Annotated in this window: 27 protein-coding genes and 1 pseudogene; 12 read left to right on the top strand and 16 right to left on the bottom strand. The window is 59.4% G+C overall.

From position 1 onward, the window contains the following. Nucleotides 1–366: 366 nt before the first annotated feature. The 3 genes and pseudogenes from HUN39_RS15325 to HUN39_RS15315 form a co-directional block, all read right to left on the bottom strand. Nucleotides 367–1,220: pseudogene (locus tag HUN39_RS15325) on the bottom strand (ISKra4-like element ISMet1 family transposase); the annotation flags it as partial. 1,679 nt (nucleotides 1,221–2,899) lie between these two features. Next, complete coding sequence (locus HUN39_RS15320; RefSeq protein ID WP_232366128.1) at nucleotides 2,900–3,142, bottom strand: hypothetical protein; 243 nt, start codon at nucleotides 3,140–3,142, stop codon at nucleotides 2,900–2,902. Between the two features lie 24 nt (nucleotides 3,143–3,166). Continuing rightward, nucleotides 3,167–3,751 carry a hypothetical protein gene (locus HUN39_RS15315; protein ID WP_175095348.1) on the bottom strand — a complete coding sequence of 195 codons (585 nt, stop codon included), beginning with the start codon at nucleotides 3,749–3,751 and terminating at the stop codon, nucleotides 3,167–3,169. Nucleotides 3,752–4,343: 592 nt separating this feature from the next. On the opposite strand from HUN39_RS15315, the gene HUN39_RS15310 reads away from it, so the two are divergent. The 4 genes from HUN39_RS15310 (at nucleotide 4,344) to HUN39_RS15295 (ending at nucleotide 6,532) form a co-directional block, all read left to right on the top strand. Continuing rightward, nucleotides 4,344–5,405: a hypothetical protein gene (locus tag HUN39_RS15310; protein ID WP_175095347.1), complete on the top strand. Its 1,062-nt coding sequence runs from the start codon at nucleotides 4,344–4,346 to the stop codon at nucleotides 5,403–5,405. 173 nt (nucleotides 5,406–5,578) lie between these two features. Then, entirely contained in the window at nucleotides 5,579–5,776 is a 198-nt protein-coding gene (locus tag HUN39_RS15305) for a hypothetical protein (RefSeq protein WP_175095346.1), read from the top strand. Nucleotides 5,777–5,887: 111 nt separating this feature from the next. Beyond that, on the top strand, nucleotides 5,888–6,109 hold the full coding sequence (locus HUN39_RS15300) for a hypothetical protein (protein ID WP_175095345.1): 222 nt from the start codon (nucleotides 5,888–5,890) through the stop codon (nucleotides 6,107–6,109). A gap of 87 nt (nucleotides 6,110–6,196) precedes the next feature. Continuing rightward, nucleotides 6,197–6,532, top strand: a complete 336-nt coding sequence (locus HUN39_RS15295; protein ID WP_175095344.1) for a helix-turn-helix domain-containing transcriptional regulator — start codon at nucleotides 6,197–6,199, stop codon at nucleotides 6,530–6,532. A gap of 1,110 nt (nucleotides 6,533–7,642) precedes the next feature. Here HUN39_RS15295 and HUN39_RS15290 read toward each other — a convergent pair. From HUN39_RS15290 to HUN39_RS15255, 8 genes are all read right to left on the bottom strand, one after another. Then, on the bottom strand, nucleotides 7,643–8,362 hold the full coding sequence (locus HUN39_RS15290) for a TlpA disulfide reductase family protein (RefSeq protein ID WP_175095343.1): 720 nt from the start codon (nucleotides 8,360–8,362) through the stop codon (nucleotides 7,643–7,645). Nucleotides 8,363–8,382: 20 nt separating this feature from the next. Then, nucleotides 8,383–8,868: a glutamate synthase-related protein gene (locus tag HUN39_RS15285; protein ID WP_332310774.1), complete on the bottom strand. Its 486-nt coding sequence runs from the start codon at nucleotides 8,866–8,868 to the stop codon at nucleotides 8,383–8,385. Between the two features lie 322 nt (nucleotides 8,869–9,190). Next, nucleotides 9,191–9,625, bottom strand: coding sequence for a CBS domain-containing protein (locus HUN39_RS15280; protein WP_175095342.1), 435 nt, complete (start codon nucleotides 9,623–9,625; stop codon nucleotides 9,191–9,193). A gap of 257 nt (nucleotides 9,626–9,882) precedes the next feature. Next, nucleotides 9,883–11,013, bottom strand: coding sequence for a patatin-like phospholipase family protein (locus HUN39_RS15275; protein WP_175095341.1), 1,131 nt, complete (start codon nucleotides 11,011–11,013; stop codon nucleotides 9,883–9,885). Nucleotides 11,014–11,301: 288 nt separating this feature from the next. Then, entirely contained in the window at nucleotides 11,302–11,784 is a 483-nt protein-coding gene (locus HUN39_RS15270; protein ID WP_175095340.1) for a DoxX family protein, read from the bottom strand. Nucleotides 11,785–11,829: 45 nt separating this feature from the next. Continuing rightward, the gene (locus HUN39_RS15265; protein WP_175095339.1) at nucleotides 11,830–12,597 is read right to left on the bottom strand and encodes an HvfC/BufC N-terminal domain-containing protein; all 768 of its coding nucleotides are present in this window, start codon (nucleotides 12,595–12,597) and stop codon (nucleotides 11,830–11,832) included. Next, entirely contained in the window at nucleotides 12,581–13,513 is a 933-nt protein-coding gene (gene bufB, locus HUN39_RS15260; RefSeq protein WP_175095338.1) for an MNIO family bufferin maturase, read from the bottom strand. The genes HUN39_RS15265 and bufB (HUN39_RS15260) overlap by 17 nt, the downstream gene beginning before the upstream one ends. Nucleotides 13,514–13,581: 68 nt before the next feature. Continuing rightward, nucleotides 13,582–13,863 (bottom strand): BufA1 family periplasmic bufferin-type metallophore, encoded by a 282-nt coding sequence (locus HUN39_RS15255; RefSeq protein ID WP_175095337.1) that lies wholly within the window; start codon nucleotides 13,861–13,863, stop codon nucleotides 13,582–13,584. Nucleotides 13,864–14,124: 261 nt separating this feature from the next. Between HUN39_RS15255 and mtnP the strand changes: the two genes are divergently transcribed. The 5 genes from mtnP (at nucleotide 14,125) to HUN39_RS15230 (ending at nucleotide 17,918) form a co-directional block, all read left to right on the top strand. Beyond that, complete coding sequence (gene mtnP / locus HUN39_RS15250; protein ID WP_175095336.1) at nucleotides 14,125–15,027, top strand: S-methyl-5'-thioadenosine phosphorylase; 903 nt, start codon at nucleotides 14,125–14,127, stop codon at nucleotides 15,025–15,027. Nucleotides 15,028–15,159: 132 nt separating this feature from the next. Next, nucleotides 15,160–15,420, top strand: coding sequence for a BufA2 family periplasmic bufferin-type metallophore (gene bufA2, locus HUN39_RS15245; RefSeq protein ID WP_175095335.1), 261 nt, complete (start codon nucleotides 15,160–15,162; stop codon nucleotides 15,418–15,420). Between the two features lie 76 nt (nucleotides 15,421–15,496). Further along, nucleotides 15,497–16,348: an MNIO family bufferin maturase gene (gene bufB / locus HUN39_RS15240; RefSeq protein WP_175095334.1), complete on the top strand. Its 852-nt coding sequence runs from the start codon at nucleotides 15,497–15,499 to the stop codon at nucleotides 16,346–16,348. After that, nucleotides 16,339–17,115, top strand: a complete 777-nt coding sequence (locus tag HUN39_RS15235) for an HvfC/BufC family peptide modification chaperone (RefSeq protein WP_175095333.1) — start codon at nucleotides 16,339–16,341, stop codon at nucleotides 17,113–17,115. Before bufB (HUN39_RS15240) ends, HUN39_RS15235 begins: the two co-directional genes overlap by 10 nt. Nucleotides 17,116–17,156: 41 nt before the next feature. Next, the gene (locus HUN39_RS15230; protein ID WP_175095332.1) at nucleotides 17,157–17,918 is read left to right on the top strand and encodes a YiiX/YebB-like N1pC/P60 family cysteine hydrolase; all 762 of its coding nucleotides are present in this window, start codon (nucleotides 17,157–17,159) and stop codon (nucleotides 17,916–17,918) included. Between the two features lie 288 nt (nucleotides 17,919–18,206). Here the strand turns inward: HUN39_RS15230 and HUN39_RS15225 are convergent, their stop codons facing one another. Then, complete coding sequence (locus tag HUN39_RS15225; protein ID WP_175095331.1) at nucleotides 18,207–19,019, bottom strand: TIGR04282 family arsenosugar biosynthesis glycosyltransferase; 813 nt, start codon at nucleotides 19,017–19,019, stop codon at nucleotides 18,207–18,209. A gap of 339 nt (nucleotides 19,020–19,358) precedes the next feature. Between HUN39_RS15225 and HUN39_RS15220 the strand changes: the two genes are divergently transcribed. The 3 genes from HUN39_RS15220 to HUN39_RS15210 are packed head-to-tail and all read left to right on the top strand — an operon-like array spanning nucleotide 19,359 to nucleotide 21,897. Beyond that, entirely contained in the window at nucleotides 19,359–19,808 is a 450-nt protein-coding gene (locus tag HUN39_RS15220; RefSeq protein ID WP_175095330.1) for a rhodanese-like domain-containing protein, read from the top strand. Beyond that, nucleotides 19,808–21,193: a glycosyltransferase 87 family protein gene (locus HUN39_RS15215; protein WP_175095329.1), complete on the top strand. Its 1,386-nt coding sequence runs from the start codon at nucleotides 19,808–19,810 to the stop codon at nucleotides 21,191–21,193. Before HUN39_RS15220 ends, HUN39_RS15215 begins: the two co-directional genes overlap by 1 nt. Further along, nucleotides 21,190–21,897 (top strand): glycosyltransferase family 2 protein, encoded by a 708-nt coding sequence (locus HUN39_RS15210; protein ID WP_175095328.1) that lies wholly within the window; start codon nucleotides 21,190–21,192, stop codon nucleotides 21,895–21,897. The genes HUN39_RS15215 and HUN39_RS15210 overlap by 4 nt, the downstream gene beginning before the upstream one ends. Nucleotides 21,898–21,957: 60 nt before the next feature. On the opposite strand, the gene HUN39_RS15205 is transcribed toward HUN39_RS15210, so the two are convergent. From HUN39_RS15205 to HUN39_RS15190, 4 genes are read right to left on the bottom strand one after another with little or no spacing between them, the layout of a single operon-like run. Next, nucleotides 21,958–22,812: a phosphate ABC transporter ATP-binding protein gene (locus HUN39_RS15205; RefSeq protein ID WP_175095327.1), complete on the bottom strand. Its 855-nt coding sequence runs from the start codon at nucleotides 22,810–22,812 to the stop codon at nucleotides 21,958–21,960. Then, nucleotides 22,809–23,681, bottom strand: a complete 873-nt coding sequence (pstA, locus tag HUN39_RS15200; protein ID WP_175095326.1) for a phosphate ABC transporter permease PstA — start codon at nucleotides 23,679–23,681, stop codon at nucleotides 22,809–22,811. Before pstA ends, HUN39_RS15205 begins: the two co-directional genes overlap by 4 nt. Beyond that, on the bottom strand, nucleotides 23,674–24,459 hold the full coding sequence (gene pstC, locus HUN39_RS15195; RefSeq protein ID WP_232366129.1) for a phosphate ABC transporter permease subunit PstC: 786 nt from the start codon (nucleotides 24,457–24,459) through the stop codon (nucleotides 23,674–23,676). Before pstC ends, pstA begins: the two co-directional genes overlap by 8 nt. Beyond that, nucleotides 24,356–25,198 carry a phosphate ABC transporter substrate-binding protein gene (locus HUN39_RS15190; RefSeq protein WP_332310773.1) on the bottom strand — a complete coding sequence of 281 codons (843 nt, stop codon included), beginning with the start codon at nucleotides 25,196–25,198 and terminating at the stop codon, nucleotides 24,356–24,358. Before HUN39_RS15190 ends, pstC begins: the two co-directional genes overlap by 104 nt. Nucleotides 25,199–25,376: the final 178 nt, after the last annotated feature.

The raw sequence follows: 25,376 nt of genomic DNA, 5'->3' as shown, positions 1-25,376 counted from the left end.
AACGCGCGCTCACGATGCCTTGGATTGGCTGCTCACGATCCCGTGGAACGGGCGCTCAGCATCCGTGGAATGCGCACACGGTCACGGTCATCATGGTCACCGCTATCACGATGATGATTGACCCTGCCTCTGAGTAATCCTCCGGGCGACAAGCAAAAACGCCCCGAGCGCGGATGTCGCGCCGGGGCGTTCTCTTGGCGACGACGTTCAACCCCGCCATCGTTTCCGTTCAAGGTAAGCGCTCACGTCCCGCGCCGCGGCGGCGATCTGATCCATTACATCAATGAGAGCTTCGACGGCGGCTGCGATGCGCTTGCGCATGCCGGGGGCGGAATTCGACGAAGAGCGGCGTCACGTCGGCGTTGTCGGCAACGCTATTGGCAGTCGTTTCATGATTTCGGCGCCGTCTGAAATCACCGTCAATTCGCCTCGCCCGACGTAGCCTTCATGTTGGAGCGCTTGAAGTGCCCGCGATCGCAATTCGCGCTTCGACGTTTCCACTGTCGCAAAGTAATGGCCGGGTGGTGAGCCCCGCCGTCCGCGGCCGCAGCGGGCGACCGCGATCTCAAAGACTCGCGCCTTTTCTGACCGGCTGCATCTTACGTGCGCCGCGTCGATGCTCAAGACAAACGCTCGCTCCGAATCATTCGGTAGATCAAGCTCAGTCTGTTTATGCTCGGACGATGAAGGCGGCTCGAACCATGCGCGATCACGCCCCTTCTCGTCCAGCCGTTCGCCCAGTTTCATGGTGCGGTGACGCAGGGTCATGAACGATTCCGTTGACGGGATCGGGAGGAACTCCGCCAGGACATCCGCCGCCTTTCGGTAGGGCATGAGGCTGCCCCTGCGAGCCGACAATTCCATCAACTCCGACGTCGCTTGATCGGGGCAGATGTCGTGCAAAACGGCCGAAGCGTCAAACAAATAGGGAAGGCAGCGCCGACAATTCATAATGCGAGGATTGCTGACCTCGACGCGTCCAGACACCGTTCGGATCTTGCGCTTGCCGGAGTCCTTGATACACAGGAAGGTCTCGCAATCCGAGCAATACCGGCTCGTCAGAACGTAGGCCTCACATTGCTGTTTGACCACAAGCTGCTGCAGACAAGCCATGATCGTCTTGCCATCCGAGATCGAGAGGCCGATCCCCCCTTCGACAAACGGTTGAATTCCTTTTCGATCACCATCTCGGCGGTGTCGCGTCCACCAAATTCGTCCATGCCCTTCGATCGTGATCTTCCAACGCATCGCCGTCCTCCTTGGAGTCGGCCTTTCCTGCATCGGAAATCGTTAACGGTCGTCGCAACCCAGTTAATTTATCGGACCCGCGGGATTGGCGATTATTCGCGAAACGCCCGCCAAGAGCGCCGGGCGGAACGAGATCGGAAGAGCTGCAACAGCCGCATGATTGATCCTGCGCTTGATTGGCCGCGCAAGATTGTCGAATTCGGGAAAATTCGTGCCAAGCGGCCATCCGGCCGCAGGTTCACGGCCATTCGCGCCGCAGTGCCGCCAAGGGCCCAATTTCGCGCATGCGGCCCGAGAGCCGACGTGTCGCCGCAAACTCGATTGCTCGTTCGGGCGACGAGAACAAGGCGCTTCATCGCGCGCTCCGTAATTCGCCAGTCAAAAAAAGTTAACCTTTAGGGCGGCTCAACGCCAGTCAAAAAGGAGGGGAATTTGCGGGGCCACGCTTGCCTTGTCCGGCCCGGTTCCTAAGTGAGCGGTGCCTGTCGTTCTTTGTCTATCGAGAGCGGCGGACGTGTTCTGTCGCCTTGCCCGCGGCTCGCACTAGGGTCGCGGGCCTTTTTCTATGCGACGACAACGAGGTCGCGCAATGGTGAAATTTGGCGTCGTGGCGATGCTGGAAGCGAAGATCGGCAAGGAGCACGCGCGTCGATCCAGCGTCCGCCGGATTTGAGCACGTGAACAACCTAGGCCATGACTCAGAGGATCGCGCGCGCCTCACGGAGGCGGCCTGCGGCTGACTCACGTTTTTTGTGAGTAGCCTCGACGTAGTTCCAAACTCCGAGCCTAACGGCCTCACGTCGTAGCTAGCCATGCGTGACGCGTCCACACAACTGGCTACTATAGCCAAAGTGAACGACGGAGCGGGTTGGGTGATCGTGATCTTGGAGTTCTTTCGCAGAAAGCCCGGGGAGAATGATCGCGTCTTGCTCGCGACCGAGAAACGGCATTTCGAAACGCCAGAAGCAGCGACGCTCTATGCTCAGGGCGCTCTGAACAATGTTGTCTTTAATGACGTTGCGGCAGATGGATGTTTGGTCAAGACGCGGCTCGGAGCCGTAATTTACGAACTCGCACGAAACACCGTGCAACGTTAGTTAGCCACCGCGATTGACCTCATCGCGCCCTGCCTAAATCAATCGCAGACCGGCGGCCCTATGGGACCGCCTTCCTTCCACGTTCTTCACAGCCCGGCCGGCGGTGACCGGGCTTTTTCGCGCGTGAGGCGGCTTGTATTCCCGGCGTCGGCGCCTATCTGAGGCCCGTGCGCCGGTGCCGCATGGGCCGGTAATTCCTTGGTTCCTCTATGGCCCGGTCAGCAATGGCCGGGCTTTTTTGCGCCGCACGCGCCGCGAGCCGCAACGCTCTCGATCGAGAGCCTGTTCCTTTCCGCCCGCGGCGTGCGTGCCAAGCTGCAGCGACAACCTATTGGACCGCCATCGTCAGCGGCGCCGGTCCCCTATGCACCCAAATGCGTAACGGCGCCGAGCGCCATGAAAACCCAGAACAACATTGGGAAAACGGAAGTTGCGGGTCATAGGCCTGCCCTTTCATTTGTGTTCTCACCATAAGAGAGAAGCTCAGAATCGGATGTGCAGTAACGCACAACTCATGGTGGCGCCCCAGAGCCGCACACAGCGGGAAAATTTGTTCAGCCATCAACCTTGATCACCAATTTCTTAGTTCGCGCATCTATGACCACGACTTCCGCTGCTCGTTTCGTTCCTTTGACCTTTCTGGCGACCGCAACAGCGTCGCGGACGTCATAGAACCGGTCGTGCAGAACCTCGTCGACACGGATTTCAAAGGGACATTCGACGAGCTTCGTCGGCGCTACTGCGTTCATATGTCGATAGAGGATACGCCTTACCCTGCCGGAGTGTTCGAGTTTCATAGGTTAGAACAGATCTGACAGCGTTCAGTCTGGATCATCAGGCCTATGCTCCGCCGTATGAACGTGGACGTCGTGGCCTCCATTTCGCTGCATGGCGTTCATGGCGGCGCGTTCATGTTCTTCGGTCCAGGTCCGCGCCCACAGCAGCAGCCCGCCGCGCGCCAATTGCGCTTGCGCCCAATTGCGCTGACGACGTTGAATGAGTTTGATGACTCCAACGCCGATCAGGCTGGCGACCATACCGGTGACAATGCCCGCAAAAATTGCCTCGGCGAAACTGCCGAAGATGGTCCAGACGGTGATCGCGCCGGCTATGGCGCCGACATAGAAGAGCAGACCGATGAGCGAAGCTTTGCCTTCATTAAGCGACTCGTTTTCGATGTAGGAAATGCGCGGCGCTTCATCGCTGTCCTCGATATCGACCGAGCGTTTCGCGCCAACCTTTTCGCGCGCCGTCGCGTCTTCGGCGAGCAGGCTAATTTCCGAGCGGTCGAATCCGTGGGTGAGCAGATCGTCAATGGCGGACTGCAGGTTGTCCATCGAGTCGAACAGGCCGACGACCTCGCTAAATTCGCGGCGCTGTTCAAGTGTGATCTTGTTTGGTTCCATGAGTCCTCCGACAGCTCTGGGCTCTCGAATCGAAGTCGGCCTTCGCGTGCTCCTGCCTTTTTTTAACCCGGCATTTGACCAATGGCCGCCGTTTCGAACGCCAGCATGCCTCCGCTTGGAGCTTTCGACAAGGCTAAGCCGTGGCGAAGAATTGAAGAATTATAGATAGGGTCGGCGAAGCCGGCGTCGGCTCTGGCGATGTCGCTCGAAACGTTGCTTTTCGGCGACTCCTCGGCGCGGGCATTGAATATCCGGAAGCCCGCTGGCTATCACTGCCGCACAGGCGAAGGCAAGGATGAGCGCGGCAGACGCTCTGAAAAAGCAAGTCGACGCGCTCATGTCAGCTTTGAACAAGGCTCGCGCGGAGGCGCGCGAGGAATTTCTCGCTCGGATCGTCCGCCGATGATAACCTCAAAATCGCCATTCATCCGCTCGGCAGTCTGAATTCGAGCCGTTCATTAGCAAACTGATTTTTGGAGCAGTCATGAAAAAGTCGATTATTGGCACGGCGGTCGCTTTGTCATCTTCGATTACTTCCGCATTCGCCGCTGAATTATTGCCTTCGACGCCGCCTCAGCTGCGATTCCCCTGAATGCTTGAGGCGAACGCCGCGCCAACCCTCAGGATCGGAGCCTATGTCGGAGCGTTAAGCGACCAGTCGCCGATCAACATAACTGTCCTGCGCCCTTGGGTTCCAAACTTCGCCTCTGGCATTCTCGTGGACGCTCATGCCGTTTACACGGCCTATCGGTTTCAAAGCATCCCACTCGACCTGGAAATTGAAGGAGGAGTCGCCAAGCGTTTCGGCAGTCGCGAAGCCGGACAGCAGTGGGAGTTCGATCTGATCCCTATGGCGAGATGGACGTATTTTCCATGGAATGATTACATCTACACAAATTTCCGACTTAGCCTGATCGGCGCAAGCTACGTCACTGGGATTTCAGAGTTCGAACGACAGTTTGACAGCAGTGGGCATAGCTCTCGTTTCCTGAACCTGCTCGTTCCAGAAATCACCGTTTCTCCGTATAAAGAAGCGCCGTTTGAGGATTTCGTTCGCGTCCATCATCGTTCCGGCGTCTACGGCCTCATAACCGAGTCCATGGCGCGTCGAACTACATTTCAACTGGCATTCGGTTTACTGCCTTTTGAAGTCACAATACCAGAGCCGCCATCAAATCGGCCGCGCCGGGGGGGCGCTGGCGTCTTCGGTGGCGAGTTTCCTGAGATCGTCACCAATTTCGGCGACGACACGATTTTATTCCCCTTGCAGGGTAGCGCGCAGGGCTTCTTCGCCGCCAGTCGCGCGCGCCGCACAAGGCTTCCCGCTCAGCGCCTTCAGCGCGGCGTCGCGCGCTCTTACCGCCTGGCAGCGCGCAAGGTGCGGACACAAGGCGCGGGCGCCGACTGGACTAGCGGCTTTGATGTGGCGCGCCTGGGTGTGAGACTACGGAAGAAGGAATATGGAGAAATGCGCGACAGCGTCACGCAAATCCCGAGCCTCGGCTTCGCTCGCGGCGCAGTCGTTCGCGAGAAAAGCGGTGGACCGAATATGCTTGTGGTGCGGCAGCTCAATCAGATGACAGCCTGTATCCTGATCGAGTCCGATCAGCCAGGGAGCGGTGCACATTGGCGAATTCGCCACTTCCGACCTTGAGCAGATCATGCCGCCATGGGGGGCAGGAGCGATGATGCGCGCCAAATTGCAAAAAAAGCCCGCGGCTTTCACGGCCGTGGGCAAGGTAGCTAACAAAGGTCGCTAAGAGAGGCGACGCCGGCCAGATAGCGCCGAAGCAAGCGTGGCAGGCCGAGCGCCGCAAGGACCATACGATGACCGAAGCTGAGAAGCTAATACGAGGAATAGAATCGCTGCGTGAGACTATCCGGCGCGAGTGGTTCAACATCAGGCTGGATACTCTGACGCATGATGACCGAGTTGCCATTCGAGAGCATATCGAACGCTGCCACGCCGATCTGAAAATCCTGCTGGATCGGCTATGGAATTTGGATGACGGAAATTCAAATTAGCCACCCTATTGTCGGTTCAATTCGGCTCATAGCGCCTTATTTGGCTAAAGGCGATCTGCAGTCAGGCTTCTATCCGAGGGCGAGACTTGAGAAAACGTGGAAGGAGCCGGTATGCATCAGGATTTGATCGACGAGGCCTTCCGGGCCGCCAATCGAATGGCCGCTGATCGCGGGATAAGCCTCGACGGAACTGCGCTGATGCGGGCTGTGCTTGCTGTTGCCGGAGAAGGCGATGGGCAGGACGGGCCTGAGGAAATTGCCGAGGATGCCATGGAGCTATTGGGAAAGAATAGCGGGGCCTCATCCTCTCGGCGAGGCCGCAGACCATTCTAATTTCAAGCGCCTCACACGCTGGGGTGTAACGATAATCAGCATGACGGATATATCGCTCTGGTCAGCTATGATGAAGGCGACGAATTGATGCACGGCAGCGTCGTGAGCGCTCGCGCCGTTCTGCATTTCGCGGGCCGCGACATCGACGAATTGAAAGCCGCCTTCGCCGACACGATCCCGACTACCGGGAATGGCGCCAGGAGCGTGACGTCGAGCCGGCGAGTTGGGAAAACGAGATATGCGCCGTTCCGCGCGTCCTACCATCTCGATAGCGAAGACGTCATTGCGGAATATTCGACGGCGACCGCCGAGGATGAAAACCCGGACGTGCTGCTTTCTGCGCTCGACGAGGTCGCGAAGGCGCGCAGCCTCGCCGCTTGCGTGGTGCGCCGTGCGTCCATACATGTCGGCGGACAAGGATAGGCTGGCCAGCCGACAAGCCGAGAATGCATCGCTAACCCTAACGGGCTTTCGAGCCATTCTGTTCGTTCACATCACGACCCCAATTGCCGCGCATGGTTTGACGTAACCTCGGGCGCGGTTCGCGCGGAACTGGTAGCGTGATTGGCGTTAATCGCCCCCAAGTGCAATGGGCGCCGATCACCGCGAGGATAGCGCTGTCCTCGCGTCTCCTTCCCGTCACGACGCGACGACTTAAACAATACATGCGTGTCGTTTGCGCGCTGCTTACGGGGCGTCTCATGGCGCGTGTTCATGGCGCGGATTAGTCCGCGCTCGGCGAATAACGGCAGCCGCGCCACCGGGATCTGCGAGCCTTTTGTCGAAGGGAAGAGGTCGTCATGTCTAGATCGGACGCGCAAGCGCGAAGCTGCGACTCGTGCGGCGCGCGGGGTCCAAGGGCGATGAGCTGCGCTTGACGTGCCGCGAAGTGCTCACGGTCCTCGGCGCTCTCCCAGGGATATTTACGCGTGCGCGCGCGGGCGCTGCTCCAGATTACCGCGGACCGTTTGCATTCCATCCGACCTCTATCCGTCGTCACTGCCGGGCGTCGTCTTGAAAGGAGCGGCCTCGGCCGAGATCGAACTTTACGAATTTATCGATTACGACTGCGCGTGGTGCAGAAAGGCGGCGCGAGAGATCGACGAGATAATCGTTGCCAATCCGGACGTGAAACTCGGACTTGTCAACAATCCGATACTGTCGTTAGGTTCGGTTCAGGCGGCGAAGGTTCAGCAGGCGATCCTGAGATTATTCGGCCCTTCCATCGCCTTACGCATTTCATCAGCGAATGTTCGCCAAGCGCGGCCAAAGCGATGGAGTCTCGTCGCTCGCAGTCGCGCACGAAATGGCGCTCGATCCCGCGAAAATAGAGGAAACAGCCGACAGCGACGTTGTCGCGGGCGTGTTGCGACGGCAAGCAGAACTTGCGGCCAGTCTCGGCGCGTCGATGACCCCCTCCTTCGCGATCGCCGGATTTGGTTTTCTCGGTTGGCCTGGAAAGAAGGCGTTGCAAACGATCATCTCCAACGTGCGTCGTTGCGAGCGCCCGATATGCTACGGGAGTCAAAAAAATTAACCATCAGTGAAATACTTTAGAAACGCAATCCCCTCGGCCGAGAGCCAGTTCACTTCACCCGTGATGTAGCCGACGACCGAACCTTTTCGATCAATCACATAGGTAATGGGCATTCCGTAAAGAGGAAATGGCGCGCCGGTTTCCTGATTGGCGTGTTCAGCGATGCGTCCGGTCGGGTCCAAGTAAATTCGCAGATGCTTGACGTTAAGGCCGTCGAGGAATCTTTCGATCGTCGGTTTGCCAGCCTTGTCTATTGAGATTGCGACGATTTCCAGTGTGGCCGCATCGAACGTTTTCTGTAATCGTTCGAGGATCGGTAGCTCTCTCCGGCACGGCGGACACCATGTCGCCCAAAAGCTCAAGAGAACGGCCTTTCCGCGTAATGCGTTAAGGGGAATCGATTTGCCATCGAGCCGGTCCAACATGATTTGTGGCGCCAGCGAACGTGGCAGCAGTTCAACGAACTGCGAATCGCCCGTTTGCAACGTCGGCGGCGCATCGGATTGGGCGTGAGCGGGGAAGGGCGCCGACGCCCCCGCCAAAGCGCAGAGCAAGAGCGCGAAATTCGGTCGTTGAATGCAGGTCATCATGAATGAAGTGCTCAATCGCATGTACATCCGAGGCCGATCGCTGGATTTTTCCGTGCGCTCTGGCGAAGGATAAAAGGTGGCCGCGCCGTCTCGGGCGGCGCCGACCCTATCGCGTTCATACGGCATGTCTCCCAGACGCCATTTGGTTAACGTTCCTGGGTCGGCAGCTCGCAAGGCCGCCGATCGATTTCGGTCAGACGCCGACCCGGCCAAAAATCTCCCGTGCTAGCCTCGTCCAGATAAAGGCGCCACCCCTCGGGCGGCGGCTTGGTCAGGAGGCTGCGGGTCTTAAGGTAGGGGAAGATCTGGTCGTATCGGCGTATGGCTTCGTGACTAACGCGACGGTAAATATGTGTGCGATCGAGTTCCGAAGTATGGCGCAGACCCGCAGAGGCAATGATTTCGGTCGTGGCGTGAACGGTTTTGCGGTGATACTGGGCGACCCGAAGTCGTTTTTCTACGACCACCAGTCCCCGGTAGAGCCTCGGATCCTGTGTGGTGACGCCGGTGGGGCAGCGGTTGCTGTTGCACGTGAGCGACTGGACGCAACCGAGGGCCAGCATCATGCCTCGAGCGCTGTTGCATAGATCGGCCCCCAGCGCCAAATTCTTCACCAAATGAAACCCAGTCAGAATTCAGCGCCGTGCAGCGGGCATCATGTTTGCGTCAATTTGTGGCTTCATGGACATCTCTTGTATCCTTGTAACTTCAACCGTGCCGCATCGGCTAACATCGCCGCTGTGGTGACGAATCGAGCTGGCGACGTGGAGTACGATCGATCTTCCCGGGCGCGGTCTTCGAAGAAACATACGCAACTCCGTTTGCACCCGCGCCCGGGAAGCCATGCCCAAGATGCCCGCTACACGAGGGGCAGCCATCTCGAGCACTTAAGACAATTCGCCGGCGGCGCCGGAAAGGTTACGGATCCTGAAAGCGACGTCGCGCTCTGTGAATCTATTGACGTGCGATCGCGATGTCCCGAAGCACTCTCGATTCGAGTTGGACTTCGGCAAGTCGATGTTTCAACACGTCACCGATGCTGATGACCCCAACAAGGCGACCGTTCTGCTTCACCGGCAAGTGCCGGAGATGCTTCTCCGTCATCAGCTTTGCGATATCGACAACGGAGGCATCGGGCGAACAAGTGGCAAATGTGGACTGCATCAAAGCCGAAGCTGGCAGAGCATGGAATTCTGCATTGAATAGCGCAATGCTCAAGGCGACGTCACGTTCGCTGATAACGCCTTCAAGCGACACGCCGTCATTGCTCACGATCATCGCGCCGACGTTTTCCTGTTTGAGGCGTTTTGCGACTGCCTGAATGGTTTCGTTCGGACGGACGGTCAATACGGTCGATCCCTTGGCCTTTAGGATGTCTGCGACACGCATGATGGAACTCCTCCCCTGGTTCTTGACCTGGTCAGTGTTAGGCGCGCTATTCGCGGAGCATGGCGAGAATAATATTCACAATGCGCGACGCCATAAAACTGCGGCCACACAGAATAGTGTTCCGTATGCGAACAAAAATAGTTACATCCGCAAACCAAATGTTAGTCGCCTTTCTTTCAGCCTCTCCGACGACGTTGAGAAAACAATCCGCCGATGCCCATCTTATCGCGAGCATATGAGTCCCTTGCTTCCCCAGCTCAATGAGATCGCGCGACAAAGGTCTTGAATTCAGGCGATTCGAACAGCAAACGCTTGCCCATCGAGCGCACGAAATCGACCTGCTGGGCTTCGAGCGCGAAGCTCGTCGGCACATCGTTGAAGGCGCGCCGTTGCGCTGCGTCGCGAATGTTATCGAAAGTGAGCACGGCAAATTGTAGATCGACTGGCGGCTTGCCCGTGCGACTCGGCCGTGCGCTGACATGATCGGCCCACTGCCTGAACCCGCGCATGGCCAGACTAACCGTTTCACTGTTGATGACGCCGATGGATGTCTCGAAAGACGCCTGGACATTGTCTATCAGGCCAGGCTCAAGCCCTTGCTTCGACCAGTCATATTCCCCGTACGCTTGCGCATTGGCGACCACGACAAGCACCCGTGCGACATTGTCGAGACGATGTTGGTCGAAGACGCCAGCCATGTCCGCGACATTGCCAAAGTGCAAGACGGGGCTCATCATCGATCCGCGCACGCCCAGATTATCAGTGACGCCCCCATCGACCAGTCTCACTACAGGCATTCGTCGCGGGTCGCTGTATCGCTCCAGCGCCAATGCGACCTGATATTCGCGGCTGAAAATATTGCCTGTCTTCAGTGCGCCGCCTATCCATGAGTTTCGTCTCTCTGCGCAGTCGACATCATAGTTACGCACAGCGATCGGCGCAAAAACGCCGGGAACGGCCGATGACGCCAGAACAGCGTTGGCGACAGGATAGTTGTCGATGCTGGAGCAGAGAAAATCAAACTGCTGCTGAACGAACGAGAAGGTCATGCCGGTGTTGATGTCGCTGGCGTTGATGACGACAAATGGCCGCCCTTTCGCATTCAAATCGGCAAAAGTGCTTTTTGCAAAGATGTTCTCGCCGAGCCACTTCGCCGCCAAGTCGGAGCGATTGAACTGAGGAGATGCGAGCGTGGTCGCGGTGACCGGGTTCAGAAGCAGGGAGACGAGGTCTTGCTCGATGTCGCGTTTGAGGAAGGCGCTCTCGAAGTCGGTAAATAGGCGATCCCGAAATAGCCCGTAGTAGGCTGCCGTATAACTTCCTCCTGACACCGCGGATATAACATCAACTTCGTCCAGAAGGCGTTCGCGGCGCCCGCGCACTTTCACCTCGGTGTCGCGTAGCCGCCGAGCGCGTGCCGCCTCCCGAAAAAGCAAGAACGATGAAGGTGTCCTCCTGCTTTTGTTGAGCCACTGGACCGTAAGTTCGCGCTTCGGCCACGGTCGCCGGCGCCGTCTTCAAAGCGTTCCAAGCCCTGCTTGCGCAGCCCGCGATCGGCAGTGCGATGGCAAGCAGGCTAGCCAATAGCAGGCGGGGCGTCCTTATTGCATCGCTTACACATCCACGCCGCTCATTCATTCCAAGCGAACGCTGCGCGCATTGTATCAGCCACGCCATCATTTAGCGCGGCGAAAAAGAAGATGATCGAGCGAGATTCCGCCCGGACCCTGCGCGATCAGCACGAGCAGCAACGCCGCCCAATAGGCGTGCGCCGTCCACCATGCGTCCGGATAGACGAAAATCTGGATCACTAAAGTGATCGCTAAAAGGCCCAGCGCCGATAGTCGCGTCATCAACCCCATGACGAGCAAGACGGGAAGGACGAATTCGAGCACGGCGGTCAAATTGGCCGCGTGTTCAGCGGAGATGAATGGGAGCTTATATTCGTCCGCGAACAAATCGATCGACACGTCTCGCAAGGAGGTTGGGATCGTCATAGTCAAATCGTAACCGAGCATCTCACGGCCAATCGTCGGGCCTTCGATCTTCGTTTGTCCGGCGACGAAAAATGGCCGCGCCACGACAATTCGAAGAAACAGCGCAATCAGCGCATAGGGAATCGCGTTAAAGAAGGCGGCGGGCTTGTGGAAAAATGTCATTAGACCTCCTTGACCGATCCGATATGCGCGCGTTGCAAACGGGGCTCATGTTCGGGGCCTTACGTCTACGGCCGCGATTGCGCCACTAGATAAAAGAAGCTGTAGGCAGGCAGGCAGATCGATGTCTGCCGCGGCAGCACAAGCGGCGGACAAAGTCGCGCCCTGTGCGAGCGCCTTCATAAGCGCGTAGCCGCCAGTAGGAAGCCGATAGGCGGCGACGCCGAGATGCGGCCGTACGACCAGCGTATCCTCAGCGGCGTCGAAATTCACGACGCGCACCGTTTCGTCGAAGCTGTTGGTTGTCCATATCGATAAAACGGGAAAGCGTGAGGAAAGCAGTTGAACCGACGGATGCAGACGAATTATCGCGCCGCCCAGCGTGTCGGCGGGAATGCGCTTGATCGCGTTTATAGGCATGGGCGCTGCGTCAGCCGCATGATAGGCGCGGCCGATGGCCCACTCCAGACGCGCCACATCCGACAGATAGGGAAGACCGCGCGCGGGTTCAAAGGCGGAAACGAAGTCCGCGAAATCGACACCGTACTCCGAAAGCATTGGCGATGTCGGGAGCGAGGCGCGCACGTAAGATTGCGCCATTTCCCGAAAAAACTCTTCACCGACCAACCGCAAGCAGACGGAAAATCGTTGTTCGAGCGCGGCGATCAAGCCGGTCACGACATTGTTGCGATACACCGCGAACCGTTTGGAAACGTGTCCGCCATGCCAAGCCTTGAGTCCCGCCGGTGGAGGCGCTTCGGGATCGAGAAGCGCGCGGACGAAAGCCGCGCCTTGATGCTCAAACATCGACGTCATGGGCGACCCCTGCGGAAAGCGCGCTTTGTCCGGTAGCCCCGCATTTGCGTAACAGCGCCTCCGCGCGCTCAGCTTCGGCTTGGAGCGCCGGCCACGCCGGCGCCTCATTGTCCCACTCGATAAGGGTTGGGATGGGACCCCGGCGCGCCAAAGCGTGCTCATAGAGCTTCCAGACCGAGGCCGACACCGGCGCGCAATGCGCATCGATCAGCAAAGTCTCGCCGAGATCATCGTAATCGGTCGCGAAACCAGCCAGGTGGATCTCGTCGACATGCGCCATGGGGAACGCATCGATATAGTCGTCCGCCGCGAACCCATGATTGACGGCGCAAACATAGACATTATTGACGTCCAGCAGTAGGCCGCAGCCAGTTTGCCGCACGACTTCATGCAGGAAGTCGATTTCGGAATAGCTGGATGCTTGATACCCCAGGTAGGTCGCGGGGTTTTCTAGCAGAATACGTTGTTGAAGCTTGTCCTGAAGTTGATTGATATGGGACACGACGCGCTTCAAGGTTTGGTTGGTATAGGGAATCGGCAGCAGATCATTGAGGTAGTTTGCGCCATGCGTGGACCAGGCAAGATGCTCCGAGAACGATTCTGGCTGATAGCGATCAATCAGCGTTTTCAGCCGATCGAGATGCGCGCGATCGAGTGGCTGTGCGCCGCCGATCGACAAACCGACGCCATGCACGGAGAGGGGATAGTCCTGGCGTATGCGTGTGAGCTGAGCGTGAGGCGGTCCGCCCGCTCCCATGAAGTTCTCGGCATGGATTTCAAAGAAACCGACGTCCGGCGTCGACGTCACGATGTCATCAAAATGCTCGCTTTTTAGGCCGACGCCCGCGCGCACTGGAAGAGAACGCGGACGATCCTTCGCGACCGAGCGATCCTTTGCTGAAGGTGACGCTTCCATCCGACCCGCACTCGCCTTCGATCGCCGCTCGCCAATCGAAGGCGCGCGGCGATCATTCCGACCCATTTCTAAATTGCGATCGGCTCCAAACTGCCTTTGCCTTTTGGCGTCGTGATCGACGTGCAGGTTCCCTTAGCGACATATTTCCAGGCGTCGCCCTGATAGTTCTTTGTGGCTGTGCCGGCGCATGTGGTTCCAGGCCCCGCCGCGCAATCATTCTTGCCCTTCAGGGAGACGCCATAACATTTCTCCTTGTCCGCTTTCTCGGCGGACGCGTCGCTAGCTGAAGCCAGTGCAGCGGCCAGCGCCGCCGCAATCAAAAGGGTTGACGGGTTTTTGATGATTGTCATTTCTCTCTCCACGACAATTCAATATTGAGATGGAGGCCGGTTAACACGACTCCGCGAGCCGGCGCCCAATCCGAGTTTATCTTCGCTAGAACACGCCGCAAGGTTACATCCGGGATGCGGCGTGTGACGGGTAGTCTCACATCGGTTCTGTTTTTCGAGCGTCCAAATGACCATGGAATTTGCAGTTGAACCGTTCCATTCTTAGAGATCGGCGCATGTCTGCCCTTGCGATGAGCGCGGGGGAGTTCTGGAGGAAAGCTTTTGACACATTGGACGCTTGGGGTAATTGGCGGATCGGGCCTGTATGAATTCGAAGGCCTCAAGGATCGTCGTTGGATCAAAGTCGACAGCCCGTGGGGCGAGCCGTCCGACGAACTAATGATAGGCGCGCTTGGCGACGTAACCTTGGTATTCTTACCGCGGCATGGGCGCGGTCACCGCCTCGCGCCCGGCGCGATCGACGCGCGCGCAAATATCGATGCGCTGAAACGTGCAGGCTGCACCGACCTTTTATCGATATCCGCTGTGGGATCGCTACGGGAGGATTTGGCGCCGGGCATGTTCGCCACCGTCAATCAATATGTCGACCGAACCGAAAATCGTCCGAAATCTTTTTTCGGCGCGGGATTCGTCGCCCATGTCTCCATGGCTGATCCCGTTTGTCCACGCCTGTCCAGTTACGCCGCCGTCGCGGGCCGTCGAGCTGGCGTCGAGCTTGCTGACGGCGTGACATATCTCGCAATGGAAGGGCCTCAATTTTCGACCCGGGCGGAAAGCCGACTATATCGAAGCTGGGGCTGCGACGTTGTTGGCATGACCGCCATGCCGGAAGCCAGGCTCGCGCGGGAGGCGGAGCTGCCTTACGCAAATGTCTGTATGGTCACGGATTATGACTGTTGGCGCGAAGAGAGCGCCGAGGTGGATGTCGCGAGCATTCTTGCGGTGATGCGCGCGAATATCGGCGCCGCCCAGCGTCTGATCGTTGAATTCGCCGAGAGCCTTGTGAGGCCCCGAGGGCCCTCGCCCATCGACAGCTGTCTGGACACGGTTGTCATCAGCGACCCGTCGGTGTGGGATCCGTCGCTCGTATCGAAACTAGACGCGATTTGCGCTAGGCGGTTCAATAAAAGCAAGCATCCCCATGACCGCGTCGATAGTCGTTGATTTTGTAATGTTATCCTTGGGATCAGACTTTTTTTGTAACTTCGGCCGCACTCGGAGCGAAATACAATCGGCAAGGCTCTCGACGGGGGCGCTTGGCGTTCGCCATGCGAGCGAATCAATGAGGAGATTAACATGAAGGTCAATATCGTTTCCGGCTCGACTCTCGCCGCCGCGGCGGTTGCGCTGGCGCTGAGCGGCGTGGCCGTTACGCCCGCCGCCGCGAAAAAGGGCATGCAATCCGTCCACTGCGTTGGCATCAACGCTTGCAAGGGTCAGGGCGCCTGCAAGACCGCGAGTAGCGCTTGCAAGGGCCAGAACGCCTGCAAGGGGCAGGGTTGGCTTCCGGCGAAATCGAAGGCCGCCTGCGAGGCGAAGGGTGGGACTCTCGGCTGATCGATGCTTCGAGACGGGTGGGCGGCTCGGTTCGCCCGTCTCTTCTTTCCCGCGATGCGAAGCGGAGACATCGCACATGAGCAAGCCTACGCCACTGGGTTTTGGCCTTGGCCTGCGGCCGGTCTATTACCGTGACATCCTCGAAACCAAGCCGAATGTCGACTGGTTTGAGATCATCACGGAAAACTACCTGGTTCCGGGAGGGCGGCCGCTCGCCATGCTTGAGCGCGTTCGCGCCGAGTATCCGATCGTCATGCATGGCGTGTCGATGTCGCTGGCTTCCACCGATCCGCTCGATTTCGACTACCTCAAAGCGCTCAAGCGGCTGGCCGATCGCTTTCAGCCGCAATGGATTTCCGATCACTTATGTTGGACAGGCGTGCATGGGGTAAACCTGCACGATCTCTTGCCTGTGCCCTATACGTTGGAGGCGTTGAGTCATGTTGTCGATCGTATAAAGCGGGTACAGGATTTTCTTGGCCGAAGAATCGCGATCGAGAATGCGTCGACCTATGTCACATTCCGCGAATCCGAAATGGACGAATGGACATTTGTGCGCGAAATGGCCGAGCGGGCCGATTGTTGGCTGTTGCTTGACGTGAACAATGTCTTTGTTTCCGGATTTAATCACGGGTTCGATCAGCAGCAATTCATCGAAGCGATTCCAGCCGAGCGCGTTATTCAACTTCACCTTGCGGGACATTCCGACGCCGGCACGCACAAAATTGATACGCATGATCAGCCGATTTGCGATGAGGTATGGTCGCTATACGAAAGCGCCTGCCGCCGCTTCGGCAAGGTCTCGACAATGATCGAGCGCGACGACAATTTCCCGCCGTTTTGCGAGCTGCTCGCCGAACTCGATCGCGCGAGGTCGATATTTGGCGCCTCCACCCTCGCGCAGGAGGGGGTGGCCGCGTGTCCCTAGCCGAATTACAGGGGAAGTTTCAGGCCGGAATTCTGAGCGAGGATCAGATCGTCCCCGACTCAATCGCCGACTCGAAGAAGACAGACGCCGCGACGCTTTTCTCCGTTTACCACAGCGCCTATCGGCTTCGCCTCGCGGAGTTCCTCTCGAACGACTATCCTATTTTGCGCAATTATCTTGGCGACGAAACGTTCGGCGCTCTCGTCGAAGAGTATATTGCGTCGGCGCCGTCGCACGTGCGCAGCGCTCGCTGGTACGGCGGGCGTCTGCCCGGTTTCATGAAAGATTCGGCGCGTCTCCGAGACGACGTTCAAGCGATCGACCTCGCCCGATTCGAACGCGCTCTCGCCGACGTCTTCGACGCCGCAGACGGACCGCAACTCCCGGTCAACGCGCTAGCGCAGATACCTGTCGAGAGCTGGCCGAATATCGCCTTCGAGTTCCATCCGAGCTTCGTGCTTCTGGAACTCGCCGTTGGGACAGCGGCGCGCTATGAAGCGACAAGCAATGAGGAGTGGCCGCCGGGGATCGGGCAGGGCGATGAGTGCGTCCTGTTTTGGCGAAGCGACAATCAGTCGTCCTATCGGGTCGTCGCGCCGGACGAGCGGCTGGCTCTGATCGAAGCGCTAAAGGGACAAAAGTTTTCTGACATCTGCTCGCTTCTCGCGTTCCATGGCGCCGGCGAGGACGTGACGCACCGAGTCGCTGGATTTCTGGCGCAATGGTTCACGGAAGGTCTTGTTGCGCGCTTGTCGTCTTTCGACTGACGCAGGCTTTTTCTTGGCGAACGGCTCCAAGGATTTTCGTCATGGGATCAACGCTTGGGTGGCTCGGCGGCAGACTTGCTCGTTACCTCTCGGCGCCCGTGCACATTCACAGTGTTGGGCCGGTGACGCGCCCAGACCTGCTGCTCGGCTGCCTGCGTCCGGCCGACGTGTTGCTCGTCGAGGGAAACAGCCGAGTCAGCGCCGCTATCAAATATCTCACCCAGTCGACATGGTCGCACGCCGCGCTTTATGTCGGCTCGCATCTGACAGACGCGGGAGGAAACGTCGACCATTGCTTTATCGAAGTCGATATCGTGGAAGGCGTACGAACCGTGGGAATCGAGGAGTTCGCAGGCGCGCATACCCGCGTTTGCCGTCCAGTCGGATTGGAGGACGAGGATCGCCGCGAGGTAACGGCATATGTCATCAAACGCTTGGGTAATCGTTACGATCTACGCAACGTTATTGACCTTGCGCGCTATTTGATGCCAACCCCACCCGTTCCACAGCGGTTCCGGCGTCGTATGATCGCTCTGGGCAGTGGCGATCCGACCCGCGCAATTTGTTCGACGCTGATCGCGCAGGCGTTTCAATCCATCCGTTACCCGATCCTGCCGGTCGTCGGCGCGCGGGACGCAAGCGCGCCCGATTGCCCCGGCTGCGTCGAGGAAATTCTTACCGTCCGTCACCATGGACTGTTCACGCCACGGGATTTCGACGTGTCGCCGTATTTTCAGATCGTCAAGCCGATCATCGACGACGACTTCGACTTTCGTGCGTTACGCTGGGACGACCGTCCCTAAGCGGCATCCGCCGGGACAGCATCCTCTGTCGATGATCGCGAGCGCTGTGACCAAGACAAAGAACAGCGGCGGCATATAGATGAACCAAATCTACCGAACGGCCGCACGAAAGCCAGAAAGTGTTTTATAGCACTCCCTGCGATCCGAATTAGATCATCACCACAGCACATAGAAACGGCCTCGACGGCCAGCGTCGAATGCATCATGACGACAAAGGCGATGCAGAATCCCTTGGCGCATTCGACCCGGTCAATTCGTTCGTGAAGGCGCGTTTCAGGGCTCACTGCGCTAGTCCCCTTCCATTTCGAACATCTCGTTAGGGCGTAGGCCAATCATCGGGCGGGACTGAAGAAGAGCGCGTGTGGCGGGCGCGGGGGCTGGCGGATAGGCTTTTGCGCCTTGGTCACTTGAGTTCCTGTGCTGCAGGCCGATAAAACCCGGCTGTGCGCCGCCGAGTTCATCGAATAAATCGGCAAGGCTGCTCGCGTCGTCGACATCGTACCAGACGGGAAGCTGAACGACGGGCAAGCTGATTGCCCGTGCGCGGTCAATCGTGATGCGGCAGACCTCGGGCGTGCTCCAGGGCATGTCGCGGAACAAGGCCCAATATGCAGTCTTGAGGCCGATCAAGTAGTAGCCGCCGTCCCTGGCGGGACCGATCACGACGCGTTCGCCGGGTGGTCGGAGCGCGCGAACCGCTTCCGCCAAAATGGCGGTCGGAAGCGTGGGACTGTCCGCATTGATGAGGATAGCGCCCGCGGGATGTTGTTCGAGGAGCCCAGCGATGGCGCGATGCACGACCACGCAGAAATCGGCGCCCTGTTGAGGCGCCAGTCGAAACGAGGCAGGGAGAAGCGCCCGGATTTCCGCGGCGGCGTCGGCCGGGGTATATAATCCGAAGCCCTGCACCCGATCGCTCACCTCGAGACTCGCAATCAGCCGCGCGACATCGCGTAAAAAGCATTCCGACAGCTCAGCGGCGAGAACCGCCCCAACCCTTGTCGCGAGACGTGTTTTCGTAAGGCCGGGACGCGGCGGCTTGCACATCAGCCCGACGGCGATGGCGTCATGCGTCGCTTGGGGCGACGTTGCGTCAATCATAGTGTCGCCTCCGGTTCATTTCGATTCGAAGCTCTTCGCCTCATTGCCCGCGAAGGTTACGACTGTCAGTCGTCATCATGGACAATAACGGCGCATGGTCGTGCCAGGGGCCAGTAACTTTTCTCGGGGCACCGCGAAATAAACGTCGGGAGCTCCATCAGCGATTTGGTTTGTGCGCTCTTCGGAGATACAACAATGCGACGCGCTTTAAGGCCAATATCGCACAGTAGATCTACGACGCTTGTAAAATATGCTTGTGTGGCTCTTGTCCTCGGAATTGCAACGTCGCGGGGCTTGTCGGTTTCAACATTGCCCGATCCAACAGATGCGGATGTTTCATTGAGCGATATCGAGCGAGCGGTCGCCGCGATTCATCCTGTTCCTGAAATATCGGCACTGGATGTCGCGCAGGCGTTGGGGCGTGGCGATGGGGTGTTGTTCGATGTGCGCGATAGACAAGAATTTGAAATGAGCCACCTGCCCGGCGCTATCAATATCGACCCGGGCATGACGGCGGAGCGCTTCTTATCGGAGCATGGACGCGGGCTGGAAGGCCGTAGCGCTGTATTCTATTGCTCGGTGGGAATACGTAGCGCGATCATGCTGAAACGGATCGTGCCATCCATCGCGCGTTATCGAGCCACTGCAGCGTATAATCTGCGCGGCGGCATTTTCCGTTGGTTTGCAGAGGATCGCGATATCGTCAACGCGACCGGTTCTGCGACAATGATCCACCCCTATGACGAGGCTTGGCGGGGATTGTTCCAACGAACGCTGGACGCGCGCTGATGACCCGCATCACTGGCGTCCTCTTGTTGCTCCTGATAAGCCAGATCGCGCTGGCCATGCTGAGCCCCGGGTTCACGCATGCGGCGGTCAAGCAACTGGCCGACGCCGCGCCGCTCGTGGCGCTATTGTCGGGGCCGGCGCTCGTCGGCCTTCTTTGCGCGCGTTCCCTCGCCAATGACGGCGCGCTCGCGCGTTCCTTTTGGCTAATGATCTGCGTTGGACTTGCCATGCGGCTTGTCTGGTTCGGAGCAGAGGCTCCGCTCGAGGATGATTTTCACCGCTATCTATGGGACGGCGCCGTTGTCGCCGCGGGCTCCAATCCCTATGCTTTCTCGCCTGAACAAGTCAGGCATGGCGTGTCGATTCCGCCAGCGCTTCTCGAACTTGCTGCGACGGGGCGGCCAACGCTCGATCGCATCAACTTCCCCGAATACACTTCGATCTATCCAGCGTTCGCGCAGCTGGTTTTCGCCGCCACGCATCTTTTAGCGCCCGGGAGCGTCGATGGTCTGCGGCTCATTCTTCTGCTTGCCGACATCGCGACGCTTGGCGTCATTCTTGCGCTACTAGCGGAACTTGGCCAACCTCGCATATTGGCGGCGCTCTATTGGTGCAATCCGCTTGCGGTTCTCTCGGGCGCCGCGGCCGTCCATGTCGACGCGCTGCTGCCGCCGCTCGTGCTCGGCGCCATATTGGCGGCGTACCGAAAGAGGCTCGTTCTCTCCGCGGCGCTGCTCGCGCTCGCCGTCGGCGTCAAAATCTGGCCGGCGCTGCTCGCGCCCCTCATGGCGAGAAGCGGTTTACCTACTTGGCGACGCTTCGTCCCGGCGGCCATTGTCTTCGCGCTTATCGCGGGCGCCGCGCTCGCGCCGCTCTTCGCCGCCGCCTTCTCCGGCCACTCTGGTCTGAGCGGCTACGCTACGCTCTGGCATAACAACAACGCCCCCTTCGCCTGGTTGTCGGGAGTGCTGAAGTGGGTCGCAGGCAACGACAACGTCTGGACCGGCAACCTCCTACGCTTCGCATTGGCCGTCGCGAGCGCGGCCATCGCCTTGCTGATCGCGGCGCGGCCCGTCAATGATTTGCGTGATCTTCTTTCCCGCACGCTCGCCGTCGCGGCGACGGTTTTTTATTTGTCGCCGGCGCAATTCCCTTGGTATGCGTTGTGGTTCCTGCCGCTGGCGGTGGTGACGCGATGCTGGCCGCTGCTTCTCGCCTCGGCGACGCTGCCTTTTTACTATTTATTCTTCCCCTTGGCGGAGATGGGGGAGCGCGCAGTGTTTCAAAACGGGGTCGCCCTTTTGCATGCGGGGCCGGTTTGGGCGTGGCTGTCATGGCGGCTATTGCGCTCACCGCAGCGATCGCATGAAGCCGTGACCACATGACGTCCGCGAATGCGCCTGGGAATCTTTCGGTCGGCGTCATTATACCCGTTAAGAACGAAGCGGCGGCATTGCCAACAGTGCTCACGGCTATACCCGCGTGGGCCACAATTATTGTCATCGCCGATGCCAATTCGAGCGACGGCTCACGCGAGATCGCCGCCAAGCATGGGGCGGTCGTCGTGCGCGAGCCGCGACCAGGCTATGGCCGCGCCTGCCTTACCGCGCTCGCCGCGACTCCGCCCGTCGACGTGATCGTGTTCCTCGACGGCGACGCCAGCGACGATCCAACCGAGATGGCGGCATTGGTCGCGCCAATCGCCAATGGTTCGGCGGATTTCGTCGTCGGTTCGCGAACGCTTGGAGAGTGCGAGGCCGGTGCGCTCACGCCTCAACAATTGTTCGGCAATTGGTTGGCTTGTCTCTTGATGCGATCGATCTGGGGCGCGCGTTTTACGGACCTCGGACCGTTCCGCGCCGTCCGACGCGTCACCCTCGAGCAATTGGCGCTTACGGACGAAAATTACGGCTGGACCGTGGAGATGCAGGTGCGTGCGGTCAAGCACGGCGTCCGAACTATCGAAATTCCTGTTCGCTACCGACGTCGAATCGGCATGTCCAAGGTTTCGGGCACGATCAAGGGCGTTATCGGCGCCGGCGTCAAGATTCTCTACATCATCGGCCGTGAGGCTCTGCGGCGCGACTAGGGGCTTTCTGGGCTGACGCAACTTCGTCGCCGAATCGGCAATCCCTTGCGGCGGAAGACACTAGCCGCGTCGGCCGCCGACATAAGCGGCTGTCAGTTCATGACGAGGCGCCTCGAAAATTCGGTGGCAATGGTCGAACTCGATCAAAGCGCCGGCCCGTTCCTTCACCCAGAAGAAGCCTGCGTAATTAGCGATGCGCCGCGCTTGCGCCAGATTGTGGGTTACGATGACCACGGTGTAGCGACCTCTCAGGCTTGCGATCAGATCCTCGACGACGGCCGAAGCGAGTGGATCGAGCGCACTGCAGGGTTCATCCATCAGCAGCACGTCAGGGCGTAGAGCAAGGGCTCGGGCAATGCACAGACGTTGCTGCTGGCCGCCCGAAAGCGCTAAGGCCGGCGTGTCGAGCCGATCCTTGACTTCGTCCCACAGACCGACGTCGGCGAGCGCCCGCCATACGCGCTCGTCGAGCTCGGCGCGGATTTTGACGCCGTGCTCTTTGAGCGGCATTTCGAGATTGCGCCGGATCGACAATGGAAACGGATTGGGCTTTTGGAAGATCATGCCGATACGCCGCCGCAATGCCTGAACGTCCGCCCTCGGATTGCGAATGTTTTCTCCGTCGACGGTGATGCGTCCTTCGACTTCGCATCCCGGAATGAGATCGCTCAGCCGATTGATACTCGAAAGGAAGCTCGTCTTGCCGCAGCCGGAAGGACCGATCAGCGCCGTGACGCAACCGCGATAAATGTCAAGGCTCACATCCTCGAAGGCCGGCACGCCATTGTAGCGCAGTGAGAGTTTCTCGACGCCGATCAGCTTTTTCGGCTCGCAGCAGGGCGGCCCCGCGACCAGGGGCTTCAGCGTATAAGCGCCATGCGTATCGGCGCCGCGACTTTCATCTGCCTGCGTCATGACGATGTGATCCTTTGGCCAAACATCCTGTCGGACAGCCATAACGCCAGACTGTTGGCGGCGATAAGAAGAATGATTAGCACGAGCGCCGAGGCGTAGGCGTTCTGGTCGCCGCCGCTGACGTTCATGGTCAAATCATAGATGTGGACGGAGAGCGCGCGCCCGGAATCGAACAGCGAGGACGGCATGCGATCGACATAGCCGCTGGTGAAGATGAGCGCCGCCGTCTCCGCCATCGCCCGGCCGATCCCCAGCATCAGACCGGCGGCGAGCGACGGCGCGGCCGCCGGAACGAGAACATGCCACAGCAGCGTCGCCCTTGAAACGCCAAGCGCGGCTGCGCCGAGGCGCCATTCGCCCGGCGCCATCCGCAGGCCAGCTTCAGTGGCTCGGATCAGGATAGGAAGAGCCATGCAAGCCAGCGTCATGCCGCCAGAGAGGATCGAGAAGCCAAGGCCCAAAAAGGCGCTAAAGAAGGCGCTGCCGAATAGGCCGAACACAATCGAGGGAGTTCCGGCGAGGACATCGAGGCTCAGGCTCGTCCATCGCGCCAGCCTCCCGCCCACCCGCGTGAATTCCGAAAGAAAGATGGCGGTCGCCAGTCCAAGCGGCGCCGCAAGCGCCATTGCGATGGCGACGATCAGCAACGTGGAGACGAGGATGGGCGCAACGCCGCCGTCTCGGCCGGCGTTCTTCGGCAGCGCCGTCAAGAAAGCCCAATCGAGACGCTGCGCGCCATGCCTTAGCAAATCGGCGAGCAGCCAGAAAAACGCCAAGGCGACGAGCGATACGGCGCTCCAGATCGCGGCCTGGATCAGAATGTCCCGGATGGAGGGTGACCGCCGTGCGGTTGAAACGGCGTCACGCATCGGCGCGCATCGTCGTCAGGCACCATGCCGCCGCCGCCAGCGCCAGAATCGCCGCTGTTAGCAACAGAGCTGAAACGAACAGCGACGCCCGATGCGTTCCCGTCGCATAGGCCATTTCGAGGGCGATATTAGCGGTGAGCGTTCTCACCGGGTCGAATAGGCTTGTCGGCGTCTGCACGACGTTGCCGCTGACCATCACGATGGCCATCGTTTCGCCGAGCGCGCGGGCCGCCGCCAGAAGCACGCCGGCGGCGATCCCGGCGCGCGCCGCAGGGAGCACGATATGCGCGATAGCGCCTTCTCGCGACAATCCGAGCGCCGCCGCGCCCCGCCAATAGGCTTCGGGAACGGCCGCAAGCGCCGCTTCCGTGGTCAGAGCGATGGTCGGCGCAATCATCAGCGTGAGGATCAGAATGCCCGCGAGAAGGCTGGCGCCGGGCGGCTCGATTTGTCCGATAAGCGGGACAATCACGGTCAGCCCCCACAGTCCGAGCACCACCGATGGAACGCCCGATAAGAGAATGATCGCCCAGCGAAAAGCCCGAGCGATCAACGGCGGCGCGTAATGACGGCAAAACAGCGCCGACGCGACGCCGAGCGGAGCAGCGAGTAGCAACGCGCCGGCGGAAGCCGCCAGCGACGCCGACAGCATGGGCAGGAGTCCATAAAGCCTCTCAGTAGGATGCCATGCCCGGTCGAGAAGAAATCGCGCGGGGTTTATCTGCCGGAGCGCCGGCCAGGACTCTTCGAAGATGAACAGGATGATCAGGACAAACAACGCGGAGACAGCCAGCGCCGCGAACGTCAATGCGCCCGCCAGCCGCGCGTCGCGGACCGACGGGGACAAAGAACTGCGCCTCGACAAGATCATGGACGGCATTCGAGCGAGCGAAATCGACGAAGCTTTTGGCGAGACCGTTCGGCTCCGCCTTAACGACGAGATTTAGCGGCCGCGCCAGCGGAAAGCTTCCATTGCGGACATTTTCGACCGATGCGGCGACCCCGTTCATCGGCAGCAGCTTGATGGCCGCGCCGTGGCCGGCCTCATACTCCGCCGAGCCGATCGACACATAGCCGATGGCGCCCGGATTGCCGGCGACCGTTTTTATTCCCTGCTGATTGTCGCCGATGACGACCTGCGCTCTAATCTCGCTGTTCTTCAGCTTGAAATAACTCAGGAACAATTCGAGGGTCGAACGGCCCTCTGCCTTGTTAACGACCGTGATCCGACCGGCCTTGCCGCCGACCGCGCTCCAGTCCACGATCTTTCCGGCATAGATCGCGACGATCTGTTCGTCGGTGAGTGAACGCACGGGATTGCTCCGATGTACGATGACGCCGACGCCGTCGCGCGCGATCGCGAAAAACTTTAGGTCCGTCTCGTCCGAATTGGCCGCGCGCGACGCCATGCCGATGTCGGCGAGGCCGGAGCGCGCGTCCGCCACGCCGCGCGACGAGCCTCCCGACTGCACATCCACGCGAACGCCAGGGTTTAGCTCTTCAAAGCGCTTGCCGATCTCAGCCGCGAGCGGCGCGATGGTGCTGGAGCCGGTGAGCGTGAGTTTATTTTCGAATGGCCTGAACGACAGGGCAGAACAGAAGCGCCAAACCGACCGCGACGGCGCGCACTACGAGCGGTGAGCGATGCGATTTCATGGAGCGCTGCCTCGGAAATATTGGGGCTGTGGCGAGGGC

Origin of the sequence: Methylocystis silviterrae, assembly GCF_013350005.1 — a bacterium.
Taxonomy (GTDB): domain Bacteria; phylum Pseudomonadota; class Alphaproteobacteria; order Rhizobiales; family Beijerinckiaceae; genus Methylocystis; species Methylocystis silviterrae.
The sequence above is the reverse complement of the archived record's forward strand: the minus strand, read 5'-3'. Positions and strand labels throughout refer to the sequence as shown.

Bases quoted from the DNA above. Each gene is read 5' to 3' on its own strand.
- HUN39_RS15295 (WP_175095344.1), top strand. From the start codon at position 6,197: ATGCACGGCAGCGTCGTGAGCGCTCGCGCCGTTCTGCATTTCGCGGGC.
- HUN39_RS15320 (WP_232366128.1), bottom strand. From the start codon at position 3,142: ATGAAACTCGAACACTCCGGCAGGGTAAGGCGTATCCTCTATCGACAT.
- pstA (WP_175095326.1), bottom strand. From the start codon at position 23,681: ATGCGTGACGCCGTTTCAACCGCACGGCGGTCACCCTCCATCCGGGAC.
- bufB (WP_175095338.1), bottom strand. From the start codon at position 13,513: ATGGAAGCGTCACCTTCAGCAAAGGATCGCTCGGTCGCGAAGGATCGT.
- HUN39_RS15265 (WP_175095339.1), bottom strand. From the start codon at position 12,597: ATGACGTCGATGTTTGAGCATCAAGGCGCGGCTTTCGTCCGCGCGCTT.
- bufA2 (WP_175095335.1), top strand. From the start codon at position 15,160: ATGAAGGTCAATATCGTTTCCGGCTCGACTCTCGCCGCCGCGGCGGTT.
- HUN39_RS15215 (WP_175095329.1), top strand. From the start codon at position 19,808: ATGACCCGCATCACTGGCGTCCTCTTGTTGCTCCTGATAAGCCAGATC.
- HUN39_RS15290 (WP_175095343.1), bottom strand. From the start codon at position 8,362: ATGCCGTATGAACGCGATAGGGTCGGCGCCGCCCGAGACGGCGCGGCC.
- HUN39_RS15315 (WP_175095348.1), bottom strand. From the start codon at position 3,751: ATGGAACCAAACAAGATCACACTTGAACAGCGCCGCGAATTTAGCGAG.
- HUN39_RS15305 (WP_175095346.1), top strand. From the start codon at position 5,579: ATGACCGAAGCTGAGAAGCTAATACGAGGAATAGAATCGCTGCGTGAG.
- HUN39_RS15300 (WP_175095345.1), top strand. From the start codon at position 5,888: ATGCATCAGGATTTGATCGACGAGGCCTTCCGGGCCGCCAATCGAATG.
- HUN39_RS15230 (WP_175095332.1), top strand. From the start codon at position 17,157: ATGGGATCAACGCTTGGGTGGCTCGGCGGCAGACTTGCTCGTTACCTC.
- HUN39_RS15205 (WP_175095327.1), bottom strand. From the start codon at position 22,812: ATGACGCAGGCAGATGAAAGTCGCGGCGCCGATACGCATGGCGCTTAT.
- HUN39_RS15225 (WP_175095331.1), bottom strand. From the start codon at position 19,019: ATGATTGACGCAACGTCGCCCCAAGCGACGCATGACGCCATCGCCGTC.
- bufB (WP_175095334.1), top strand. From the start codon at position 15,497: ATGAGCAAGCCTACGCCACTGGGTTTTGGCCTTGGCCTGCGGCCGGTC.
- HUN39_RS15255 (WP_175095337.1), bottom strand. From the start codon at position 13,863: ATGACAATCATCAAAAACCCGTCAACCCTTTTGATTGCGGCGGCGCTG.
- HUN39_RS15270 (WP_175095340.1), bottom strand. From the start codon at position 11,784: ATGACATTTTTCCACAAGCCCGCCGCCTTCTTTAACGCGATTCCCTAT.
- HUN39_RS15280 (WP_175095342.1), bottom strand. From the start codon at position 9,625: ATGCGTGTCGCAGACATCCTAAAGGCCAAGGGATCGACCGTATTGACC.
- HUN39_RS15310 (WP_175095347.1), top strand. From the start codon at position 4,344: ATGCTTGAGGCGAACGCCGCGCCAACCCTCAGGATCGGAGCCTATGTC.
- HUN39_RS15210 (WP_175095328.1), top strand. From the start codon at position 21,190: ATGACGTCCGCGAATGCGCCTGGGAATCTTTCGGTCGGCGTCATTATA.